The following is an 18765-nucleotide window of genomic DNA, read 5'->3' on the forward strand; positions in this document are numbered from 1 at the left end:
CCTCGCCTGGTGTAGAGGCAGAAGGTGCCCGCGGAAGAGACCGAGACCGAGACAGCGAAGCTCCCGAAGCGACGGAAGAGGTCCTGGCACAAACGCCTCACCCGCGAGCCGCCTCCCGCGTCTCCGCCGGGGACGCTCATCCTCGACAGCAGCGCCCCGCCGCGGATGTTCGTCATCGACTACTCCCCGGACGTGGTGGTCGAGCGCGAGATCCAGAGCCTCGACGAGGCCGTCGAGTACCTCACCGACGACCGCCCCTCGATCACCTGGGTGGACATCCGCGGGATCGGCCACCGCGAGACCTTCGAGCGCATCGGGCGCATCTTCAAGATCCACGCCCTCGCCCTCGAAGACATCGTCAACGTCCCCCAGCGCCCCAAGGCCGACGTCTACGCCGACCACTACCTGATCATCGGGCGCATGGCGCAGACCAACGGCGATGGCGCCCTCTGCACCGAGCAGATCGCCATCCTCTTCGGCAAGGACTTCGTGCTCACCGTCCAGGAGGAGCCCGACCGCGACGTCATGGAGACCGTGCGGGAGCGCATCCGCCATGGCCGCGGCACCATCCGCACCCGCGGCGCCGACTACCTCGCGTACGCCCTGCTCGACTCCGTGGTCGACAATTTCTTCCCCCTCCTCGAACGCATCGGCGATCGCATCGAGGATCTCGAGCTGGAGGCCCCCAAGGCCAAGCGCGCCGTGTCGACCAAGATCCACGACCTCAAGCGCGAGCTGCTCACCTTGCGCCGCGCCATCTGGCCCCAGCGCGATCTCGTGAACAACCTCCTCCGCGACGACAGCGCGCTCATCACCAAGGAGACGCGCATCTTCCTGCGCGACACCTACGACCACGCCATCCAGGTCATGGACATGGTCGAGACCTTCCGCGAGCTCACCTCGGGCCTCATGGACCTCTACCTCTCCGGCGTCTCCAACCGGATGAACGAGATCATGAAGGTCCTCACCATCATCTCCACCATCTTCCTGCCGATCACCGCCATCGCCGGGATCTACGGCATGAACTTCCACCACGAGAGTTCGCCGTTCAACATGCCGGAGCTCGACTGGTATTACGGCTACCCCTACTCGCTGGCGCTCATGATGGGCAGCGTGGTCGGGCTGCTGATCTACTACTGGCGCATGGGATGGCTCGGGAAGCGCTCCCGCGACGAGGAATGAACGATGTCGAACGATGACGGACACCCGAACGACAAGCCGGATGGCAGCGCAAACGGCGGGCAGGGCGACGGCGCGACCTGGGCCGACCTCACCAACCAGGGCAACCTCAAGCAGGAGAGCGGCGACCTCGCGGGCGCCATCACGGCCTTCGACCGCGCCATCGCCCTCGCCCCCGGAGAGCTCGCCCCGCATTACAACCGCGGCAACGCCCACGGGCTCGCGGGCGACGTCGAGGCCTCCATCGCCGACTACACCGAGGCGCTCCGCATCGATCCGGAGTTCGCCCCCGCCCTGATCCGGCGCGGACTCGCCCGCCAGCGCCACGGCGACATCGACGGCGCCCAGGAAGACCTGGAGCGCGCCGTGAAGCTCGCCCCCGACAACCCCGACGCCTACGGTACCCGCGGCTCCCTGCGCGCCCTCCTCGGCGACTACGCCGGCGCCCGCGCCGACTGCGAGCGCGCCCTCGCCCTCGCCCCCGCCGACTGGAAGCAGCGGGAGGACATGACCGACCTGCTCCAGCACCTCGCCACCGCCGAGGAGGATGACGGAGAGGACGACCACGACCACGACCACGACCACGACCACGACCACGACCACGATCACGACCACGACCACGACCACGGTGAGGACGAGGAGGACGAGCCGAATGGCCGCGCCATCGCCATCGTGGAGGAGGTCCTCAAGGCCGCGAAGTGGTCACACCAGCGCGTCGAGGAGGAGGCCGACGAGGACGAGTGGGTCACCTACCTCACGCCCATCGATCAGGACGGGCTCGCCTCGGCGATGGTGCGCATCTCCGAGCCCATCCGCCGCTTCCTCCTGCACATCGTCTACCAGCCCGCGGCTCCGGAGGAGCACCGCGCCCAGGTGGCCGAGTTCCTCACCCGCGCCAACGACGGCCTGTGTGACGGCAACTTCGAGATGAGCTACCGCACCGGCGAGGTTCGCTACAAGGTCGCCATCGACTGGAGCGGCACCGCCCTCGACCCCATGCTGGTGCGCAACGCCATCCTCAACGCCATGGACATGACCGAGGCCTACGAAGAGGGCCTCACCGCAGTCCTGAGCGGCCAGAAGACCGCGCTCGCCGCCATCGAGAGCGCCGAAGCCGAGCTGTGAGCGCCGGGCGCGTCGGCGCCCCACCTCATCCCTTCCGCTCGAGCCGCTCCAGCACGGCCCGCGGCGAGAGCGTCTGCTTGTAGACGTAGATCTCTCCGCTCTCCTCCTCGCCCAGCACCTCCTCGCTCACCCGGAGCTGCTTGCCCACCGCCAGGATCATCCGCACCGGCAGCCCTCGCTGGATCTGCTCCACGCGCCGCCACACCGCAGCCCGGCTCCAGAACCCGAACGCCTCCAGGTACACCTCTTCCCCGGTGGTCCCGTTCTCGAAGCGCAGGTCCGGCACCACCACCTCTTCTCCGGGCAGCGCGAAGATCCGTTCACTCGCCTCCACCGACCACGCCGACCCTAGCCGCCGGAACCCCTCCACGAACGCCGACAGCTCCGGCGTCGTGTCCGGCGCCTCGCGCCCGTGGAACATCAGCTTGTGCTCCGGGCCGATGTCGAGCGTCGCCGGCTCCCGCTCCCGCCCCCAGAGGACCTCGGCGTGCACCCGAAACTTCGCGCAGGGCAGCACGGCGGTCAGGAACATCGCCAGCCGCAGCCCGTACTTCTGCACCTGATCGAAGAGGCTGAACGGCCCGTCCAGCGTCATCGTGTAGCCCCGCTCCTGGTCGCCCTGCACCACGTGGAGCAGCCCGTGGAACCGCGCGGCGCGGAAGATCCGCCGGGTCCGCGCCGGGGATTCTCCCTCCACCTTCACCGTCACCCGTGTCGCCTTGAGCAAGATCGACTGGGCCAGCGACAGGTTGTAGCGGTCCCGCAGCACCTCCGGCGCCGTCGCCGTGAACTGCTGCAAGAGTTCGGCTCCCTTCAGGTCTGCGTACAGCCCCGCCTCCAGGACCTCGGGCGTGGTCCCCATCCGCTCCGCGACCTCCCGCAGCACCACGGTCCGGTCGAAGCTCTCCCGCACCCCGAGCCCCTTGTGGGCCGCCGCCGCCGCCGCGAACAGCTCCCGCCGGATCCCCTCGGCGTCCACGCCCTCGCGCACCTCGAAATCGCAGCCGTCCTCCAGCACCTTCCGGAGCCCCATCGCCGCCACCCGGTCGCGCGCGGGCACCGGCACCGCATCGAGCGCCGCCTCGATCTCGTCCCGGCTCCGCCCCACGTGCTGCTCCAGGATGCGCACGTAGGCCGCCGCCACCGGCAGGAGCCGCTCCGCCGAGGGGCCCTTCAGGTACTGCGGCGAGAGCGCTCCCTCCTTGCTCCGCCGCGCCCGGACCAGGTCACTGGTAAGCAACGTGATCCCGCCGCTTGTCGCTCACCCGCTCCTCGCTCGTCCCGGCGGCCACCAGCTCGTAGAGCACCGCCGTCTTGTCCTCTCCGCGCCGCAAGATCCTCCCGAGCCGCTGCACGTGCTCGCGCACCGAGCCGCTGCCCGAGAGCACGATCGCCACGTTCGCCTCGGGGACGTTCACCCCCTCGTTCAGCACCTTCGAGGTCACCACGGCCGTGAACGCGCCCTCGTTGAAGCCCGCGAGCACCGCGCTCCGCTCCTTGAGCTTGGTCTGGTGGGTGATGGCGGGGAGCAGGAAGCGCCGCGAGATCTCGTACACCGTCGCGTTGTCCTCGGTGAAGACGATGGTCCGGTCGTTCCGGTGCGCGTGCAGGAGCTTCTCCAGCACCTCGAGCTTCCCCGGCGCGCAGAGGGCGAGCATCCGCTGCCGCCGGTAAGCCTCGAACGCGCGCCGCCCCGCGTCGGACTGGGAGCTGAGCATCAGGAACTGGCCCCACCCCTCCGGCATCCGGATCGCGTGCGCCCTCAGGAAGCCGATGTACGTGGCCCGCGCCGCGTCGTAGGCCGCGCGCTCCTCCACCCCGAGCGGCACGTCGAGGCGGATCACCTCGTAGGCCGCGAGGTACTCTCCGCTCAGCTCCGTGATGTCCTTCCGGAACACCACCGGGCCCACCAGGTCGTCGTATCCCTTGCCGTCGGTGCGCTCCGGCGTCGCCGTGAGCCCCAGCCTGAACGGCGCCAGGCACATCCGCGCGGCGAGCGCGTACGAGGGGCTCGGCAGGTGGTGGCACTCGTCGAAGATCACCAGGCCGAACCTGTCCCCGAGCCTGTCCATGTGCTGGTGGGCCGAGTCGTAGGTGGTCACCGTCAGGTCCTGCACCTCGTGGTAGCCCCCGCCCACGATCCCCACGGGCACCCCGAAGGCCGTGGAGAGCGCGTCGTACCACTGGTTGAGCAGGTCGAGCGTCGGCACCACCACCAGCGCGCTTCGCTGCCGGTCCGCGATCGCCAGTGCGGCCACGAACGTCTTGCCCGCGCCCGTCGGCAGCACCACCACCCCACGGAAGCGGCTCCGGCCCCAGGCCGTGAGCGCCCCTCGCTGGTAGGGGAAGGGATCGTGCCTCGCCCGCGGCGTGAGGTTGAGCACTGCATAGCGCCGCGCCGCGTCGACGAACGGCACCCCGGCCGCGCGCAGGCGCAGGACGAGCTCCGCGTAGTCGATGGCAGGAAGCCGCCACACGCGCTCCCGGTCGTCCCAGCGGCACGACGCGGGCAGTGGCGGTGGCTCTGCGGACGCGTCCGCGGGAGCCGCGTCCGTCGCCTGGTGCGTTGCCTCCGCCGGCTCCTCCTCCACGCATTCCGTGCGCTCCGTGCGCTCCGTGTGCTCCGTGTGCTCCGCGCGCGGCGTGTGCAACGTCGGCGCTGCGGGCCCCTCGATGCGCAGGGTGCCTCCGTGGAAGCGCACCGTGAGCGAAGGCGGCGCCAGAGCGCCATCGACAGCAGGATCCCTCATGGTCAGGTCACGCCCGAAATCCTGTCAGGCAGCAGCGGACATGTGCGGCCGCACCGCGGGGGCCGGGCCTGCTTTGAGCGCGCACGCCTGGCCGATCTGATAGGTTGAACCACTCGCATCCACGCCCGCAGGATACCCCGCGGGCGGGATGCCCACCCGAGCTTCTGACGTGGAAAACGACGTGAACAGGGCGGAACGATGAGCAAGAACACCAGCACCAGCGCGCTCGCCCCTGGCTTTCTCATCGCCTCGCCGCCCCTCGGCGACCCGAACTTCGACCGGACGGTGGTGCTCCTCGCCGCGCACAGCGACAGCGGTGCCCTCGGCTTCGTGGTGAACCGTCCTGCCCCGGTGACCTTCGCGGAGCTCCTGTCGTTCGCGGGCTACGCGGGCGAGGCGACGCGCGCGACGCGGGCGATCGGCGAGACGCCCGTGTACCTCGGCGGCCCCGTCCAGCCGAGTTCCGGCTGGATCCTCTGCGTCGACCCCGGCCTCGAACCCGACGACGGCGTCATTGCGGCCGGCGACCGGATCCGGATCACCTCGTCACGCAGCGCCTTCGACATCCTCGCCGCCGACGCGGACGCGGGCGGCCTGTCCCCCGATCCGAGGCAGCGCGCTGTCCTCCTCGGCTACAGCGGCTGGGGCCCCGGGCAGCTCGAACGCGAGATCGCCACCGGCTCCTGGCTCCCCGTCCCGCTCGACGAGCGCATCCTCTTCGAGGTCCCCATCGAGCAGCGCTGGGAGGAGGCCTACAAGGTGCTCGGCCTGTCCCCCGTCGAGGTGATGTCGATGCGCAGCGTCGGCGAGGCCTGATGCTGTGAGGGCGATGGGGAGCGTCGGCGAGATCTGACGCTCCGAGCGGGACCGCAGCGCCACGCACCTCAGGGAGGACCGCGGCGCCGCTCGTGCCAGAGCAGCATCTCGATCGTCCCAGCCTCGCGCAGCCAGGGCTGATCGTGCGGCCCTGGCAGCTCCCGCAGCGTGCACGGCACGTTCTTCTTCGCGAGTGCCGCCGCGAGCTGGGTGTTCCCCGCCCGGAAGGCGTCGCCCGTGCTGGTGAGCAGGTGCAGATGGCGCGGGCCCACCCTGGCGATGGCCCTGGCGAGCCGGTCGGCGAAGTCGGGCACCCGGTGGGCTCCGAAGGCCGACTGCACGCCGCCCCAGGCGCCGAAGACCTCGGGGCGCCGCAGGAACACCTCCAGGCCCACGTAGCCCCCGAGCGAGCAGCCGTCGAGCGTGGTGCGCGCCGCTTCCTTGAAGACGGGCGCAAGCTCCCGGGCGCGGGGGACCACCACCTCCGCGATCCAGCGGGCGTAGCCGTCGAGGGAGGCGGCAGGGTGCGGAGTCTTGTGGATGTTCGGCGTGTAGGGGCACGCCAGGGCGAGGCCGCGGAAAGGCCGCGCTGCGAGCGCCGCGTTGACCTCGGCGAGGCGCGCGTCGGTCCACTCACCGCGCTTCGAGGTGCGCGCGAGCGGGGGCCGACGTAGCCGGTCGTAGGCGTTGCCGAGACCGTACCGTTCGACCCAGGCCCACGCCCCCATGCGCAAGTCGCCGGTCTCCCCGAGCCCGTGCAGCAGCACCACGAGCGGCACCTTCTCGTGGGGCGCGAGGTGCTTCGGCGTGAACAGCGTGAAGCGCTCCCCGAGCAGGCGATCGCCGGGGACCGCGATCTCCCGGACGTCGAGATCCTGCGGCATCCATGCGGGCGGCGAGAGCGGCTCGGGCGGCTCGGCGCCCACGCGGCGCGGGGCGAGCGCGGCGGCGGTGAGGGTCGAGAGGAAGCCGCGGCGGGAGAGCATGGAGCGGAGATGGTACACTGTCCGGGTCATGTCAGGCCTTCAGGACATCCTCGGGAAAGCGCAGGCCGCGGACTATGCCTTCCTCATCGAGGCCATGGGGAGCCCCGTCAACTTCTCCGACGACGCCAGGCTCCGCGCGCTCCACGACGCCTTCTGCGCCGATCCGAGCGACGCGAACCGCGCCGCGTTGATCGCCCTCATGGAGCGCGAGATCGCCTACCTCGGCAGCTCCGACCTCGCGTATTTCGGCCGGTGGCTCGCCCGGCGCGCGTCCCCTGGGGCGCCGATCGACGCCATCGTCGAGGACGTGGCGCGCTCGTTGAAGGTGACGCTGAAGCCGATCAGCACCCTCGAAGCGCGCCTCACCTTCCTCGTCCGCGCCGTGGTCGAGCGGGACATCCTCGCGCTCCCGGAGGACCAGCAGCGCGAGATCTTCCGCAGGCACGAGATCGGCCCCACCCTGCAGGACGAGCTGCTGCGAAAGCTCAAGGCCAGGACGAAGATCTCGGTCTTCCCCCTTCTCTTCAGCGTCCTCGGTGCCGAGGTCGTCGAGAAGCTCCTGCCGGATCTGGTGGTCCTCGCGCTCTCCCGCATCCTCGGCCGCGCCGCGGCGAGGCGCCTCTTCACGCAGCTCCTGACCCGCTTCCCCGCGTGGGCCGAGTGGATCGGCCCCGTCGCGTGGGGCGCCTCGGCGGCCTGGCTGGCCCTGGATCTCCAGGCTCCTGCGGCCCGGAAGACCGTCCCGGTCCTCGTGTACTGCGGCCTCCTCGCCCTGCGCGACAGCCCCGCAGGTAGCCCCACCTTCTGGGAAGACGCTGCCGACGGCGGCGACGAGGACGTCGCGGCGGCGTAGCGAGCCGAGGTCGAGCGACGTCTACAGGGGGTCGAACGTGGCACGGCGCAAGTCGACTCCTGGGAAAATGTCCGGGAATGGATCTCCACCCGTCCCTGAAGCGAGATCCGGCAGGTCCCGACTACAGGCGCTTCCACCATCACCACCCAGGGCACTTCTACCCGCGCCTCCCTTCCGGTTCTCTGCAAGCGCATTACGTGGATCGTATGCGCCTCATCACGAGCCTGGCCCTGTGGCTCGCTCTCCCCCTTGCGGCACTCGCTTCGCTTGGTTGCTCCGTCGGCGATGACCTGGCGGGCGCCCACGCCCCCACGGCGCACGGCGTGAGCAAGGCCGACGGCGGCGGCGGTCCCGACGGCGGTGGCGGGAACATGGCGGGTCCTGCCGGTGCAGGGGGCATAGACGGCGCGCAGAGCGGCGCAGGGGGCAGCGGCGCCGCGGGAGGACTGCCCTCGGGCAGCAGTGGTAGCGCGGGCGGCGCGGGCGGCGCGGGCGGTACGGGAGGGGCACCCCAGGGCCTCTCCACACCGCCGAGCTGCCAGGGGAACACGCCGGGCGCAGGACACGACTGCGGCCTCGCCGGGAGCGACGACTGCTGCGCCGTGCTCCCGGTGCCTGGCGGCACCTTCGACCGCATGAACGACCCCGCGTACCCCGCGACCGTCAGCGCCTTCCGGCTCGACAAGTACCCGATCACCGTGGGTCGCTTCCGCGCCTTCATCGCCGCCGGCCAGGGCACGCAGGAGGCGCCCCCGGCACCCGGCTCGGGCGCGAACCCCTACACCGGTGGTCGCGATACCGGCTGGAAACCCGCCTGGAACGCTCACCTCGCCGCCGACGAGGCAGCCCTCCGCAGCGCCCTCCACTGCGATGCGTGGGAGTGGAACACCTGGACCCAGGACCCCGGCGACGCGGAGCGGAAGCCCATCGTCTGCGTCACCTACTACGAGCTGCGCGCGTTCTGCGCGTGGGACGGGGGCTTCCTCCCCACCGAGGCGCAGTTCAACCATGCCGCCGTGGGGGGCGACGAGCAGCGCCCCTACCCGTGGGGCTCCGACGAGAGCGGCGTTCCCCTGCGGGCCGCCTACGACTGCATGGGGGACGGCTCGCCCGCCCAGCAGTGCCAGCCCTCGGACATCACCGAGGTGGGCCTCTTTCCCCTCGGTGTCGGCCGCTGGGGCCACCTCGACCTCTCGGGCATCGCCTACAACACCACCCTCGACAGCCTCGACGACTTCTTCCCCCAGGTCCCCTGCAACGACTGCGTGCGTTACGACGAAGGGGAGGGGACCATGAACTGGTCGGGCAGCGGCGTCGCCAAGCTCTTCAAGCTGAAGAACGACCACCGCGCCGGCTATCCCAAGACCGCCCGCTACTACTTCCGCAGCGGCCGCTGCGCCCGCGCCCTGTAGGAACTGCGGCACGCGGCGCGTCGAGGCAAGAACCAGGGACGCACCCGGGGGACACGGGACTAGACTCGTCGGCCCACAGCCCGGAGGGGGAGCCCGATGAGTCAGCACACGGATGAAGGAGCGCGCGGCGACGCCGCGCAGGAGAGCGCAGGGGCCGAGAAGAAGGCCGCCGTCGATGCCGACGTCCAGACGCTCCACTCCCTCGGCTACGCCCAGGAGCTGCTCCGCCGCATGGGGAGCTTCTCGAACTTCGCGATCTCGTTCTCGATCATCTGCATCATCGCCGGTGGGCTCACCTCGTTCCAGATGGGGCTCTCCAGCGTCGGGGGCGCTGCCATCGGCATCGGCTGGCCCCTCGGCTGCGTCATCTCCCTGTGTGTCGCGCTCACCATGGGCCAGGTCGCGTCCGCGTTCCCGACCGCGGGCGGGCTCTATCACTGGAGTTCGATCCTCGGCGGCAAGGGGTGGGGGTGGGCCACCGCGTGGTTCAACCTCCTCGGCCTGGTCACGGTCCTCGCGGCCATCAACGTCGGCGTCTACCTCTTCGCCATGAACGCCCTCGGGCCTCTCGTGGGCGTGCGCATCGCCGAGATGCCGCCCGAGCAGGCCATGCTCGTGCAGATCGTGGGCGTCTCGCTGATCACCATCTCCCACGCGGTCTTCAACCACCTCGGCATCCGCGTCACCACCCTCCTCACCGACTTCAGCGGCTACCTGATCCTCGTCGTCTCCGTCGCGCTCACCGTCTCCATGCTCGTCTTCGCCCCCGAGCGCGACCCGTCCCGCCTCTTCTCCTTCACCAACTACAGCGGCGCGCCTGGCGGCGGCGTGTGGCCCGCGACCGGCAGCATGGGGCTCGCCTTTCTGCTCGGCCTGCTGCTCCCGGCGTACACCATCACCGGCTTCGACGCCTCGGCCCACACCTCCGAGGAGACCATCAACGCCTCCGAGAACGTGCCCCGCGGCATCGTCCGCGCGGTCCTCGTCTCCGGCGTGTTCGGCTGGATCATGCTCTCCTCCATCGTCCTCGCCATCCCCGACATGGACGCCGCCGCCGCGAAGGGGGGCGACGCCTTCTTCTGGATCGTCGAGCACGTCCTCCCGAGGCCTCTCGCCATCGCGCTCTACGTGGGCATCGCCATCGCCCAGTACCTCTGCGGCCTCGCCACGGTGACCAGCACTTCCCGCATGACCTTCGCCTTCGCGCGCGACGGCGGCCTGCCCTTCTCGCGGCACCTCAAGCAGGTGAGCCCCACCTTCCGGACGCCGGTGACCGCCATCTGGGCGTGCTCGATCCTGGCCATCCTCTTCACCGTCTACACGCCGGTGTACTCGACCATCACGGCCGTCTGCGTGATCTTCCTCTACATCTCCTACGTCATGCCCACCCTGGTCGGCATCCACGCCCACGGCCGGACCTGGACCCGGATGGGCCCCTGGACCATCGGCGCCCTCTACAAGCCCATCGCCGTGGTCAGCGTGCTCGGGTGCCTGCTCCTCATGTTCGTGAGCGTCCAGCCCCCGAACGAGAAGGCCCTCGTGATCACCGGCGCCGTGCTCGCCGTGCTCGCCGTGGTGTGGTTCGCCTTCGAGCGCCGCCGCTTCCAGGGCCCTCCCCAGGGCCTCACCAGCCAGGAGCGCGTCGCCGCGATCAACGCCGCCGAGGCCGCCGTCGGCCAGCGCCCCGCCGAGAGCAGCACCGCCGACAAGGTCGCGTGAGCAGGGTGGCCGGTCAGCGTACGCGCTGAAGCCAGTATCCCGGGGCGCGGTGTTGATGCGCCACGGCCACCACGTGGATCACCTCGCCGGTGTCCACGAAGATCAGTGCATCGGGAAACCCAGCGACGAGAGCCCGTCGGACAGGTGGATCCATCTCTGGATTGCGCAGGATCGGGAAGCGCGACGGCATTCGCGCCACCTTGCGGGCAAGTGTGCGCACCTCAGCGAGGAAGCGCCGCGCGACCTCCGGTGCGCGTTCCTTGTACCAGGCAGCCGCCTCGTGCAGCTCGGCAGCCGCCTCCGGAGACAGCCGCGCTGTCCTCACAGACCCAGATCACGCTCGATGCGGTCCACGGCTTTGTCGACATCAATCCCGGCAGACTCCCCCGAGAGCGCCCGGCGTGCCCTCAGCTCGATCTCTTCAATCTAGGTCGACTCGTTGCGAGGATCGGGTGGCGAAAGAGAGTCCATCAGCTCCAGTGCCAGCACTGCCCGCTCGTGCTCGTCCAGATCGAGCGCTTCCTGAAGCAGTTTTCGCGCTGTGCTCATGCGAGGAGCTTAGCACCTTGCCTCTTCGCCGTGCACCAGCGGCACCGTCGTCGCAGGTGGCGCTTCCTGTTCAGGTGAGGCCCTGCACCTGACGATCTCGGTCGCGGTTCCAGGGCGAGGCTCAGAGGGGCGCCGCGAACTCGACGGCGCGGCCGTCGAGCGGCCGTCCAGCGATGATTAGGGGAAGCGACGATGTAAAGGTCGCGGCAGGGACGGCCCTTCGTCGCCAAGATGGCCGACTCGGGCCGCCTCCCCGCACAGATCCAAGCGAGCGCTGCTAACGCGCTGGGCTCTTGCCCTCGGCGCTGGTGCTGCGGGGGCCTGCCGATCTGGAGCATCGTCATGAACGCACCCTTTCGTTCAACGGGCAGGGGCCGTGCTGCGAGCGCCGCGCGCGTGCTACCTTCGCCGGTGATGCCGGCTCATCTCCGCGCCATCCGCTGCCACGAGGTCGTCCCGGACCTCGCGGGCTGGGTGCTCACGGAGGGAACCGTGCCTCAATCGAGTCCTCACGAGATCCTGAGCGAGCGCATCAAGCACCTTCTCCTCCGCTGGGCCGTGAACGCTGGCCGCACCGTGAAGGTCGGCCGCGACCTCGCCCTCCGCTGGGATCAGGCCCACCCGCGGCTCGGCGTGGACCCCGATGTCTACGTGGTGGAGCCGCCGCCACCCGAGGGAGATCGGGTGAAGAGCCTCAGACTCTGGCAGGAAGGCCATGTCGCTCCCTTCCTCGCCGTGGAGATCGTGAGCGAGGGGCACCCCTACAAGGACTACCGCGTCGCGCCGGAGAAGTACGCCGTGTGCGGCGTCGGTGAGCTGTGGGTCCTGGATCCAGATCTGTTCGGTCCTCGCGCCGAGGGAGGGCCGCACCGGATCCAGATCTGGCGGCTCGTGGATGGAGCGTTGTTCACCCAGGTGCACGTGGGTGAAGGTCCAGCGTGGTCCGATGCCGTGCAGGGATGGCTGCACCTGCCGCCGGAGGACCCGTGGGCCTTCGCGCTCAGCTCGGACGAGGCGGGGCAACAGCGCTGGCTGACCGGCGAAGAGACGGCGGTGCAGCGGGAAGAGGCGGCGGTGCAGCGGGAAGAGGCGGCGCTGCAGCGGGAAGAGGCGGCGCTGCAGCGCATCGCCGAGCTGGAAGCCCAGCTCGCGCGTGGTCCGTCGGGCAGGTAACCCTCAAGCGCTTCCGCCTCATCGAGCTGCGGTTGCTCCCGCCGCACCCACCCGGCGCTCCCCCCGAGCGTCCGCGAGGCCCCTGTTGCCCCGGCCGACCCGATGCCGCAGAAGGGGCGCATGGCCGCCGCCCTCTTCGACCCCGCTCGCCACCAGCCGCTGGCCGCCAGTCCCTGGGATCCAGCCGCCGCCCGGGCCGCCATCGACCGCATCGTGGCCGATGCCCGCCTTGCCTTCACCCCCGACGGGCTCTGGCCCATCCACCCCGACGACGCCGAGGACGACGAGCCAGGCCCCCACGCCCAGCTCTACTTCGGCGCGGCTGGCGTGGTCTGGGCCCTCGATCACCTGGTGCGGGAAGGCGCGGCGGACCCTGGTCCCACCTTCGCCGAGCACCTGCCCGACATCCTGGCCCGCAACCGCCAGACGCTGGAGACCGAGGCCTGGCGCACCTTGATGGGCGAAGGCTGGCAGACCCGCTCGTGGCTGCTGGGCGACGCCGGCATTCTCTTCACGTCGTGGAAGACCGGGGTGGAGCCGCGCCTCGATGACCTCGCCGCCACCATCGCCGGCAACACCGACGATCCCTCGCGCGAGCTGATGTGGGGTGCGCCGGGCACCATGCTGGCCGCGCTGGCGCTCCACCGGGCCACCGGCGAGGCTCGCTGGGCCGCGCTCTACCGGGCCGGCGCCCGCGCGCTGGCCGCCTCGTTCGAGGCCGACGACGACCTCGGCGTCCACCTCTGGACCCAGAACCTCTACGGCCAGGAAGTCCGCTACCTCGGCGCGGTGCACGGCTTCGCGGGGAACGCGTTCGCGCTGAACGAGGGCCGCGATCTCCTCGACCCCGACGAGTGGCGCGTCCTCTCCGCCCGCATTGCCCGGACCCTGGAAGCCTTCGCGATCCGGGGGCCGGAGGGCATGAACTTCCCGGCTGTCACCAACCCCAAGCGCCCGGATGCGCCGCTGCTCGTCCAGCACTGCCACGGCGCGCCTGGCATGGTGACCGCCCTGGCTGGCCTCGACGCGCCGATCGACGACTTGCTCCTCGGCGCGGGTGAACTCACCTGGGTCAGCGGTCCCCTCGCCAAGGGCGGGAACCTCTGTCACGGCACCGCGGGCAATGCCTTCGCCTTTCTCAAGCTCTTCGCCCGCACGGCGGATGCGCTCTGGCTCGACCGGGCCCGCGCCTTCGCCATGCACGCCATCGCGCAGAGCGAGGCCGATGCTGCCCGCCTGGGCCGCCGCCGCTACGCGCTCTGGACTGGCGACGTGGGCGTTGCCTGCTTCCTGTGGGAGTGCCTCCACGCCCGCGCCCGCTTCCCGACGATGGATGTGCTCTGAGCCCCGGGCGCGCGGAGCCCGGAGCCCGGTGACGCTCGGTGCGATCCACGGCTCCAGCGAAGCCCTCTGCGGAGCGCCGACCTGCGGATGCGGCAGCGGGTCAGTGACCCCCGAAGAACCACTCGCTGGGGCCGCGCGCCTCGGAGATGTAGTACGCGGAGATGTTCTTGGCGAACTCTGCGCGGGACATGGTGCCCTCCCCGTCGAGATCGAGGTGGGAGAACGCGGCGCGAGCGTCGGCGTCGGTCAGGCCGTAGGCCTGCAGGTACGCCGAGAACTCGCCCGGGCTGAGTGCCCCGTCGCCGTTGACGTCGATGGCATCGAAGACCAGCTCGTTGCCGGCGATGGCGTGGGCCATGGCTTCCGCGTCGGCTCCCACCCAGGCGCCCACATGGGCGAAGTACTCCTCGAGGGTGACCTTGCCGTCGCCGTCAGCGTCGCCCCCTTTGAAGTAGGCCGCCCACCAGGTCTGGTGGGCAGCGACGATCTTCCGGTGCTGCTCCGTTCCCTCCTCCACGCCCTGGAGCGCTGCCACGGCTGCCCCGAGGGTGGTGAAGTCGGCCTCGTCGACGACGCCATCCTTGTTGCGGTCGAAACGGTAGAAGGCCATGGCCAGCTTGCGCTTCACGAAGTCCGAAATTGCCACGTTCGTTTCTCCACCTGTGCGGTTGATGTTTCCTGCAAGAGGCGGAGAGTCTACTCGCGGAGTGAACCATTCCGGTCAACCGGCACCACTCAGCGGACCGATCTCAGCCCGCCCCTTCTTTCGTGGCGAGGAGCCGCATCACGCGTGCCGCGTCCATCCGCACCACCATCACCTTCTCCCGCGTGAACGTCACCGCTCCGGGCGCGCTCCCCTTCGGCTTGCGCACGTGGCGCCGGGGCACGTACGTCACCTCCCAGCTCGCCTCGCCCCGCGCGTCCGAGAAGTGGACCGCCAGCATCGCCGCATCGGCCAGCAGCTCGCCGGGGCAGCTCGTGTTCTTGTCGAGCGGCACCACCACGTGAGCCCCTGGCGTCCCACGCGCGTGCAGCCACAGATCGTGCGGCCGCGCGTGCCGCGTGGTCAGCGCGTCGTTGTCCTCCCCCCCGCGCCCCACCAGGATGGCGCGAGCGTTCGCCCCCCGGAACGCGTGGTACGGCCGCCGCGCCTCCTCCGCGTGCCGGCCCTTCGCCGCACCGCCAGCGCCACCGCCAGCGCCACCGCCAGCCCCTGCGCGCCCTCCCTCCGCCTCGGCGCCGACGCCCGTGACCCCCAGCGCCCGCGCCCGCTGCCCCAGGGACGAGAGCGCCTCGGTGTCGGTGGTGATGGCCTCGATCTCCGCTTCGAGCGTGGCGATCGCCTCCAGCGCCCGCTCCGTCTCGGCGAGCCGGGTGCGCATCACCGCCTCTCCGCGCTGGTAGCGCCGCGCCTTCGCGAAGTAGTCCTCGGCCTGGGCGCGCGCGGGGCGGGAGGGGTCGAGCGTGACGTCGAGCTTGCCGCCGGTCTCCCAGTCGTCCAGCGAGGCGCGCGTCGCTCCCCGCGGGAGCCGGTTGCCCTGCGCCAGCAGGAGGCTGCCGATCTTCTGTAGCTCGGCCACCCGATCGAGCCGGGCGAGATCCGCGCGCACCGCGTCCCGCCTGCGGTTCAGCGCCGCGTGGCGGGCACGTACGGCCTTGAGGAGCGCGACCCGCACCGCCGCGGCGGCAGCGGCGTCGCTGTTCTCCACGAGGGCCGCGCCGGCGGCATGCGGGTCGGCCGGGTAACGCACGCCCGGGAGGCCACCAGGGAGGAGCGGGGCGGTCCCGGCGGGCTGCGCGGATGGCGGACTCGCGGCGGGCTGCGTGGATGGCGCGCTCGTGGCGGTAGCGCTCCCTGCGGCCTGCGGCGATGCAGCGTTTCCAGCGGCTTGCGCGGTTTGCGCGGTTTGCGCGGTTTGCGCGGTTTGCGGAGGCCAGCGCAGCACCAGGCGCCCGTCGACGTCGAGCCGGGCCTCTCCGCGGCGCCCTGGGGTCACCGTGAACCGTGCCTCGTGCGCCTCCTCGCCCTCACCGCCGCCTGCCACGAGCGTGAGCTGATCTTGATCCAGCGTGATCGCCCGCAGCCGGTGCCCCACGAGGTGCGCCCGCAGGGCTGCGACGAGCGGATGCGCCGCGGTGGCGCGCAGCCGTGGCGCGCGCGGGAGGATGCCCACGCCCACCACCCGGGGGCCGACGCCGAGGCCGAGGAGGCGCTTCTCGCCCGCGTAGCAGGAGATGGCGATCAGGCCGGTCTCCGGGTTGACGTGGATCCCGTCGACGCGCGCCCCGATCCAGGAGGCGAGCGCTTCGCGGAGGGCAGCGGCCGGATCGGCGCCGGAGGGGGTGCTGGTCGAGGGCTCGGAGGCCATGGTCGTTGGAGGATACGTCCTCGCAGGCGGTTGCTCTGCAAGCGATCTGCGCGCGCCTGGCTACGGCCGGCCCGGAGCGGGCTGCGACACCGCGTCTGCGCCGCACCGTCTGGGTGGGTCAGTCCGCGTGAGTCGGTCTGCGCGCCTCGGGGTGCGTCAGAACGTGATGCCCGCTGCGGCTCCGGAGATGCCGCTCCCTGTGATCCAAGGAGTGACCCACACGGCGCGTGTGGCGCGTGCAGCACCTCGGCGCGCATCGCGGCGCTCGCCACCGCTCGCGTCGCTGCTCGCGTCGCTGCTCGCGTCGCCGCTCGCGTCGCCGCTCGCGTCGCCGGAGGACAGGATGCCGTAGAGCGCCACGCCCACCCCGGCGAGGCCCACTGCGCCCAGGCCGACGGCGAGCCCGAGGTCGCGGTTCCAGCGGGCGCCGAGGGCCTCGGCGTCTGCGGGCTGGTAGGTGCTGTTGCACAGGGCGCCGGGGCAGTCGCGGTCGGCGCGGGCGCGGACACTCGCGTAGTCGACGGCAAAGACGGCGCCCACGCCGAGGGCCACCAGGCCCGCGCCGCCGGAGACCCAGGCCCACGCGGGGACGCCCTGGCCCGTCGAGGCGCCGTCGTCGTCAGCGTCCGGGATCGCGCCGTCGCCGCCGGAGACGTCGTCGCCCGCTCCGGGGGCCAGGGTGAGGGTCACCGACGTCCTCTCGCGCTCCTTCACGGTGACCGTGCGCGTCTCCGTCCCGTGGCCGGGGGCGTGGGCCTTCACCTCATGCTCGCCGGGGTTCACCTTGCGCGGCAGACCGAGCGTCTCGTGCGGCAGGGCTGTGCCGTCGACGGAGACGGTCGGGGTAACGTCGGTGGAAAGCCCACGCACCTCGATGACCAGCGAGGGGATGCGCGCGTCGAGCGTCGCGGCGAGCTGCTCGGCCTCCATGCGGGCGTTGCGGAACGCCGCGGCCTCTCCGGGTCGCGCGGGCATGCGCGCCACCTCCAGGGCGGTGTCCTTGGCTTCGAGGAGCATCCCCAGGGCTGCGCGCGCCTTCGCGAGATCGAGACCCGTGGTCGGCACACCCATGAGGGCGTGGGCGGCGAGGAACGATTTGTGGGCGCCCTTGAGGTCACCCTCAGCCATCCGGGCGCGGCCCTCGATCAGCATGGCGCGCGCCGTCTCGCGGTCGGCGAGGCTCGCCTGCGCCGAGCCCTTGCCCTGCGCGGCTGCGCGCCCCGGAGCGCCGAGCGTGAGCGCGAGGAGCGCGACTGCGGCGCCGATTTTCTCTGTGGATCTCGATCTCACGCGCGCGAGGCCCTCCCCACTCGGTGGCTGCGTTCGCCACCATAGCGCACCCCTTTCGGGCCTGGCGCCCGCCACCTCCGGGAAGCGGAGAAATCTCCCTCGACGTGGGCACCACGCGGGGCGAGGAAACCAGGGCTCTTTGTGCCGCCCTCGCGTCGAGGGACGGGTAGGATGGGCACCGATGGTGGCGGCAGGGGGCGCGCGTGCGCGCTGCGAGGGCGTTGGGCGGCAGCAGCGCGTGGCAGTGGGGCTCGCGTTCGCGCTCGCGCTCGCATGCGGGTGCGCCCCGGATTTTCGCGTTCAGCAGCCTGGTGAAGGCGGCGCTGGTGGCTCGGGCGGCTCGGGTGGTTCGGGCGCAGGGAGCACGACCGTCGCGGATGGCTCGGTGTGCTCCCCTTCCTGCGGCGCCGATCAGGACTGCGTGAAGGAGCACTGCATCTCCCGCGGCGCGCTGCAGTTCACTGTCACCTGGAGCCGCCCTGGTGACGCCGACCTCTTCGTGACCACGCCCGGCGATGACACCATCTACTGGGAGAACATGGGCCCCGACCTCGGCACCGACGGAGGGCGGCTGGAGCATCCCGGGGACTTCGGCGAGGGACCGGAGAACGTGGTCTGGGACGGCGACGAGGAGCCAGAGTACGGCCAGTACTCCGTGTGCTTCCTCGCGGGGTTCTCCGGCGCTCCCGATGGCGCTTTCGAGCCGCCCATCACCGCGAGCGACCCGCTCGATTTCACGGTCACCGTGAGCGAGTACGGGAGCGTGGTGGAGCGCTTCGAGGGAAGCTTCCAGGCGAACACCATCATCGATGACGAGAACTACCCCGACTGCACGCCGATCGAGTCCGCGTACGTCGGATGGTTTCTCTACCTTCCTTGAAGGGCGGCGAGCGACGTCCCGTCGAACCGTCGAGCTGCAGCGACGCGGACCGTGGCCTGCTCGGGTTGTCCCTTCGAGGTTCGATGCTGCTTCTGACGTCGAGCCATCACATCGACCCGCTCAGCACCGCGATAGACTGGGGTTTCGATGGCACCGTGGACCAAGGGGCGTTCCCCCGGTCGACCCACGTCCCTTCTCTTGCCGTTCGACGCGCCGCCGAAGCCGGAGGGTGAAACGACCGCGCCGCGACCTGACCGCGCGCATCACGTCGAGCCTGCTGCTGCGTCTGTCCCCGGCTCTCCGCCTACGCCGCAACTCCC

General features: G+C 71.0%; 17 protein-coding genes. 9 read left to right on the forward strand and 8 right to left on the reverse strand.

All coding sequences use genetic code 11. The features are described from left to right. Nucleotides 1–24: 24 nt before the first annotated feature. A complete protein-coding gene (corA, locus tag CAP_RS22840; RefSeq protein ID WP_044244596.1) occupies nt 25–1182 on the forward strand; it encodes a magnesium/cobalt transporter CorA in 1158 nt (385 codons plus the stop codon). Between the two features lie 3 nt (nt 1183–1185). Then, a complete protein-coding gene (locus CAP_RS45295) occupies nt 1186–2304 on the forward strand; it encodes a tetratricopeptide repeat protein (protein WP_052375679.1) in 1119 nt (372 codons plus the stop codon). A 25-nt stretch (nt 2305–2329) separates the two neighbouring features. Here the strand turns inward: CAP_RS45295 and CAP_RS22850 are convergent, their stop codons facing one another. After that, nucleotides 2330–3544, reverse strand: coding sequence for a DUF790 family protein (locus CAP_RS22850; protein ID WP_044244599.1), 1215 nt, complete (start codon nt 3542–3544; stop codon nt 2330–2332). Beyond that, nucleotides 3531–5054: a DEAD/DEAH box helicase gene (locus CAP_RS22855; protein WP_044244601.1), complete on the reverse strand. Its 1524-nt coding sequence runs from the start codon at nt 5052–5054 to the stop codon at nt 3531–3533. Before CAP_RS22855 ends, CAP_RS22850 begins: the two co-directional genes overlap by 14 nt. A 198-nt stretch (nt 5055–5252) precedes the next feature. Between CAP_RS22855 and CAP_RS22860 the strand changes: the two genes are divergently transcribed. After that, nucleotides 5253–5870 carry a YqgE/AlgH family protein gene (locus tag CAP_RS22860; protein WP_044244604.1) on the forward strand — a complete coding sequence of 206 codons (618 nt, stop codon included), beginning with the start codon at nt 5253–5255 and terminating at the stop codon, nt 5868–5870. A gap of 68 nt (nt 5871–5938) precedes the next feature. Here the strand turns inward: CAP_RS22860 and CAP_RS22865 are convergent, their stop codons facing one another. Continuing rightward, nucleotides 5939–6856, reverse strand: coding sequence for an alpha/beta hydrolase (locus CAP_RS22865; protein WP_044244682.1), 918 nt, complete (start codon nt 6854–6856; stop codon nt 5939–5941). A gap of 28 nt (nt 6857–6884) precedes the next feature. Here CAP_RS22865 and CAP_RS22870 point away from each other — a divergent pair, with 28 nt between their 5' ends. From CAP_RS22870 to CAP_RS22880, 3 genes are all read left to right on the forward strand, one after another. Further along, entirely contained in the window at nt 6885–7709 is an 825-nt protein-coding gene (locus tag CAP_RS22870) for a hypothetical protein (protein WP_044244605.1), read from the forward strand. Nucleotides 7710–7915: 206 nt separating this feature from the next. After that, on the forward strand, nt 7916–9121 hold the full coding sequence (locus tag CAP_RS22875; RefSeq protein ID WP_197041311.1) for a formylglycine-generating enzyme family protein: 1206 nt from the start codon (nt 7916–7918) through the stop codon (nt 9119–9121). Nucleotides 9122–9217: 96 nt separating this feature from the next. Further along, nucleotides 9218–10840, forward strand: coding sequence for an amino acid permease (locus CAP_RS22880; RefSeq protein ID WP_044244608.1), 1623 nt, complete (start codon nt 9218–9220; stop codon nt 10838–10840). Nucleotides 10841–10853: 13 nt separating this feature from the next. On the opposite strand, the gene CAP_RS22885 is transcribed toward CAP_RS22880, so the two are convergent. Continuing rightward, on the reverse strand, nt 10854–11165 hold the full coding sequence (locus CAP_RS22885; RefSeq protein ID WP_044244610.1) for a type II toxin-antitoxin system RelE/ParE family toxin: 312 nt from the start codon (nt 11163–11165) through the stop codon (nt 10854–10856). A 101-nt stretch (nt 11166–11266) separates the two neighbouring features. Then, complete coding sequence (locus tag CAP_RS55065; protein ID WP_269324560.1) at nt 11267–11389, reverse strand: hypothetical protein; 123 nt, start codon at nt 11387–11389, stop codon at nt 11267–11269. A 414-nt stretch (nt 11390–11803) separates the two neighbouring features. Between CAP_RS55065 and CAP_RS22890 the strand changes: the two genes are divergently transcribed. Both CAP_RS22890 and CAP_RS22895 read left to right on the forward strand, forming a co-directional pair. Further along, a complete protein-coding gene (locus CAP_RS22890; protein ID WP_044244611.1) occupies nt 11804–12562 on the forward strand; it encodes a Uma2 family endonuclease in 759 nt (252 codons plus the stop codon). Between the two features lie 102 nt (nt 12563–12664). Continuing rightward, the gene (locus CAP_RS22895) at nt 12665–13906 is read left to right on the forward strand and encodes a lanthionine synthetase C family protein (RefSeq protein WP_231511630.1); all 1242 of its coding nucleotides are present in this window, start codon (nt 12665–12667) and stop codon (nt 13904–13906) included. 100 nt (nt 13907–14006) lie between these two features. Here CAP_RS22895 and CAP_RS45300 read toward each other — a convergent pair whose 3' ends face one another. The 3 genes from CAP_RS45300 to CAP_RS22910 all read right to left on the reverse strand — a co-directional run bounded on the left by CAP_RS45300 (nt 14007) and on the right by CAP_RS22910 (nt 17565). Further along, nucleotides 14007–14552 (reverse strand): EF-hand domain-containing protein, encoded by a 546-nt coding sequence (locus CAP_RS45300; RefSeq protein WP_052375680.1) that lies wholly within the window; start codon nt 14550–14552, stop codon nt 14007–14009. A 103-nt stretch (nt 14553–14655) separates the two neighbouring features. Further along, entirely contained in the window at nt 14656–16275 is a 1620-nt protein-coding gene (locus tag CAP_RS22905) for an NFACT RNA binding domain-containing protein (RefSeq protein WP_081865162.1), read from the reverse strand. Between the two features lie 156 nt (nt 16276–16431). Beyond that, entirely contained in the window at nt 16432–17565 is a 1134-nt protein-coding gene (locus CAP_RS22910) for a PEGA domain-containing protein (RefSeq protein WP_052375681.1), read from the reverse strand. Nucleotides 17566–17746: 181 nt separating this feature from the next. On the opposite strand from CAP_RS22910, the gene CAP_RS22915 reads away from it, so the two are divergent. After that, nucleotides 17747–18445 (forward strand): hypothetical protein, encoded by a 699-nt coding sequence (locus tag CAP_RS22915; RefSeq protein ID WP_044244615.1) that lies wholly within the window; start codon nt 17747–17749, stop codon nt 18443–18445. Nucleotides 18446–18765: the final 320 nt, after the last annotated feature.

Source organism: Chondromyces apiculatus DSM 436 (genome assembly GCF_000601485.1).
Taxonomy (GTDB): Bacteria; Myxococcota_A; Polyangia; order Polyangiales; family Polyangiaceae; genus Chondromyces; species Chondromyces apiculatus.